Annotated in this window: 3 protein-coding genes; all 3 read left to right on the forward strand. The window is 72.9% G+C overall.

The window, feature by feature from the left end:
• The first annotated feature begins 237 nt into the window (after positions 1-237).
• Genes mtnA through mtrB form a run of 3 tightly spaced genes read left to right on the forward strand, consistent with a single transcriptional unit; the run spans position 238 to position 3,729 of the window.
• Complete coding sequence (gene mtnA, locus ADY01_RS33920; RefSeq protein WP_049580611.1) at positions 238-1,332, forward strand: S-methyl-5-thioribose-1-phosphate isomerase; 1,095 nt, start codon at positions 238-240, stop codon at positions 1,330-1,332.
• Positions 1,329-2,006 (forward strand): two-component system response regulator MtrA, encoded by a 678-nt coding sequence (mtrA, locus tag ADY01_RS33925; RefSeq protein ID WP_049580612.1) that lies wholly within the window; start codon positions 1,329-1,331, stop codon positions 2,004-2,006. Before mtnA ends, mtrA begins: the two co-directional genes overlap by 4 nt.
• A gap of 1 nt (position 2,007) precedes the next feature.
• Entirely contained in the window at positions 2,008-3,729 is a 1,722-nt protein-coding gene (gene mtrB, locus ADY01_RS33930; RefSeq protein WP_078900842.1) for an MtrAB system histidine kinase MtrB, read from the forward strand.
• The last annotated feature ends 8 nt before the right edge of the window (positions 3,730-3,737 follow it).

The raw sequence follows: 3,737 nt of genomic DNA on the forward strand, positions 1-3,737 counted from the left end.
GCTCGGGCCTGTCCTGCTCGGGTGGGGGTGATCCGGGGGAGGCCCAGCCCGGCGTGTCACTCACGGTGTCTCCTCGTCCGTTTCTGACCGATCCGCGTGATCCGCCTGATCCGTTGGTGGTACCTGTCGCCGTCAGGTCCTGTCGCCCATCGTGCCATGGCGCCAGGGCGGGTGCGTCTGCGCGGTCGCGGCCGTTCCTGCCTTCTCTCGCCCCCGTCGGACGGGCAGACTGTGCCAATGGCTGATCACTCACTCCCCGTCCTGCGCTGGGCGGACCCGCCCGATGGGCCGATGCTGGTGCTGCTCGACCAGCGGCGGCTGCCGACCGCCGAGGTCGAGGTCGTCTGCACGGACGTGCCAGGGCTGGTCGCCGCGATCCAGTCGCTCGCGGTCCGTGGCGCGCCGCTGCTGGGCATCGCCGGAGCGTACGGGATCGCGCTGGCAGCGGCGCGCGGCTACGACGTGGCGGACGCGGCGCAGTCGCTGGCCCAGGCCAGGCCGACGGCGGTGAACCTCGCCCATGGCGTCCAGCGCGCCGTCGCGGCGCACCGGGCCGCGGGGGGCGACGGCGCGGCGGCGGCCTCGGCGGCGCTCGCCGAGGCGCGTGCGCTGCACCGGGAGGACGCGGAGGCGAGCGACCGGATGGCGTCGCTCGGCGTCGAACTGCTCGCCGACCTGCTGCCGGGCGGCGGCTACCGGCTGCTCACGCACTGCAACACGGGCGCGCTGGTGTCCGGCGGACACGGCACGGCGCTGGCGGTGGTGCGGGCCGCGCACCGCGCGGGGGAGCTGCGGCGGCTGTGGGTGGACGAGACGCGTCCGCTGCTCCAGGGCGCGCGGTTGACCGCGTGGGAGGCGGCGCGGGAGGGGATGCCGTACTCGGTGCTCGCGGACTCGGCGGCCGGTTCGCTGTTCGCGGCGGGCGAGGTGGACGCGGTGCTGATCGGGGCGGACCGGATCGCGGCGGACGGGTCGGTGGCGAACAAGGTGGGCAGTTATCCGCTGGCGGTGCTGGCCCGCCACCACGAGGTTCCGTTCATCGTGGTGGCGCCGGTGTCCACGGTGGACCTGGGGACGGCGGGCGCCGCGACGATCCCGATCGAGCAGCGTCCCGGGCACGAGGTGACGGACATCGCGCCCGGGGTCCCGGTGACGCCGGTGGGCGCGCGGGCCTATAACCCGGCGTTCGATGTGACGCCGGCGGAGCTCGTCTCGGCGATCGTCACCGAGCGGGGCGTAGTCTCGCCGGTATATGGGGGAAACCTCGCGGCTGTGTGTTCCGGATCACGTCCGGCCGAGTCGCGAAATGGCGATGGGATGATGAAGGCATGAAGGGACGCGTACTTGTCGTCGATGACGACACCGCGCTGGCGGAAATGCTCGGCATCGTGCTGCGCGGGGAGGGCTTCGAGCCGTCGTTCGTCGCCGATGGGGACAAGGCGCTGGCGGCCTTCCGGGAGATCAAGCCGGATCTGGTGCTGCTCGACCTGATGCTGCCCGGGAGGGACGGCATCGAGGTCTGCCGTCTGATCCGCGGCGAGTCGGGCGTGCCGATCGTGATGCTGACCGCGAAGAGCGACACGGTGGACGTGGTCGTGGGTCTGGAGTCGGGGGCGGATGACTACATCGTCAAGCCGTTCAAGCCGAAGGAGCTGATCGCCCGCATCCGGGCGCGGCTGCGGCGTTCCGAGGAGCCCGCGCCCGAGCAGCTGGCCATCGGCGACCTGGTGATCGACGTGGCGGGGCACTCGGTGAAGCGGGGCCCGCAGACGATCTCGCTGACGCCGCTGGAGTTCGACCTGCTGGTCGCGCTGGCGCGCAAGCCGTGGCAGGTGTTCACGCGGGAGGTGCTGCTCGAACAGGTGTGGGGCTACCGGCACGCTGCGGACACCCGGCTGGTGAACGTTCATGTGCAGCGGCTGCGTTCCAAGGTCGAGAAGGACCCGGAGCGGCCGGAGATCGTGGTGACCGTGCGCGGCGTGGGCTACAAGGCCGGGTCCAGCTGAGGTGACCGACCGGGTGTGGTGGCACAGCTCCCGGCTGCTGTCGGACGGAGTCGCGACGGGCAGCCGGGCGCAGCCTGCCATCCGCATCTTCGGGCGCTGGGCGCGTGGGCCGCTGCTGTCGGTGATGCGGCTGTGGCGGCGGAACATCCAGCTCCGGGTGGTGGCCAGCACGCTGCTGCTGTCGATGGCCGTGGTGCTGGTGCTGGGGGTCGTGGTGATCGGGCAGGTGCGCAACGGCCTGCTGGAGGCCAAGCGGCAGACGGCGCAGAGCCAGGCCGACGGCGGTTTCCGGGTGGCGCGGGAGATGGCCACCGCGGACGACGGCCGGGCGGGGGCGGGGCAGGCGGTCGACGCGGCGACGTGGACGACCGATGTGGTGCAGCAGCTCGCCAGCGGCGGGCAGGGCGTGTTCATGGTGGTGGCGCTGCCGTCGGAGCTGTCGCCGCCGTTCGCGGAGGACCGTGGCTTCGCGCCGCGCGGGCCGCGGGTCTCGCAGGCGGTCAACACGGACCTGAGCATCTCGGAGGAGATGCGCGAGGCGCTGGACGACGACCCGGAGACGCACCGGCAGTACGGGACGATCGTGCGGCAGGACGGCACCTCGGAGGCCGGTCTGATCCTCGGCAGGCGCCTCACGGACAACCAGGGCAACCAGTACCAGCTGTACTACCTCTTCCCGTTCGGGCAGGAGGAGAAGTCGCTGAGCCTGGTGACCGGCACGATCGCGACGGCGGGGCTCTTCGTGGTGGCGCTGCTGGGGGCGATCGCGTGGCTGGTGGTGCGCCAGGTGGTGACGCCGGTGCGGATGGCCGCCGGGATCGCGGAACGGCTGGCCGCGGGGCGGCTCCAGGAGCGGATGAAGGTCAGCGGGGAGGACGACATCGCGCGGCTGGGCGAGTCGTTCAACAAGATGGCGCGGAACCTCCAGACGCAGATCCAGCAGCTGGAGGAGCTGTCGCGGATGCAGCGGCGCTTCGTCTCCGATGTCTCGCACGAGCTGCGGACGCCGCTGACGACGGTGCGGATGGCGGCGGACGTCATCCATGAGGCGCGCGGCGAATTCGATCCGGCGACGGCGCGCTCGGCGGAGCTGCTGCTGAGCCAGCTGGACCGGTTCGAGCTGCTGCTGGGCGACCTGCTGGAGATCAGCAGGTTCGACGCGGGGGCGGCGCACCTGGAGGCGGAGCCGACGGACCTGAGGGACGTGGTGCACCGCGTCGTCGAGGGCGTCGAGTCGCTCGCGGAGCGGCGGGGCGGGCGGCTGCTGGTGCGGGGCGACGCTCGGCCGAGCGTGGCGGAGGTGGACCCGCGACGGATCGAGCGCGTGGTGCGGAACCTGGTGGTCAACGCCATCGAGCACGGCGAGGGGCGCGATGTGGTGGTGCGGCTCGCGGTGGCCCCGGACGGGGACGCGGTGGCCGTCGCGGTGCGGGACTACGGGATCGGGCTGCGGCCCGGCCAGGCGGATCAGGTGTTCAGCCGGTTCTGGCGCGCGGATCCGGCGCGGGCGCGTACCACGGGCGGCACCGGGCTCGGCCTGTCCATCGCGCTGGAGGACGCCCACCTGCACGGCGGGCGGTTGGAGGCGTGGGGCGAGCACGGCGGCGGGGCGCAGTTCCGGCTGACGCTGCCGACCACGGTGGGCGGGGCGCTGCGCGGGTCGCCGCTGCCGTTGGAGCCGGCGGACTCGCGGGCCAGGCGGATGGCTCTTATACACATCTGACGCTGCCG

The sequence above is a fragment of the Streptomyces sp. SBT349 genome (assembly GCF_001083795.1).
Classification (GTDB): domain Bacteria; phylum Actinomycetota; class Actinomycetes; order Streptomycetales; family Streptomycetaceae; genus Streptomyces.

Bases quoted from the DNA above. Each gene is read 5' to 3' on its own strand.
- mtnA (WP_049580611.1), top strand. From the start codon at position 238: ATGGCTGATCACTCACTCCCCGTCCTGCGCTGGGCGGACCCGCCCGAT.
- mtrA (WP_049580612.1), top strand. From the start codon at position 1,329: ATGAAGGGACGCGTACTTGTCGTCGATGACGACACCGCGCTGGCGGAA.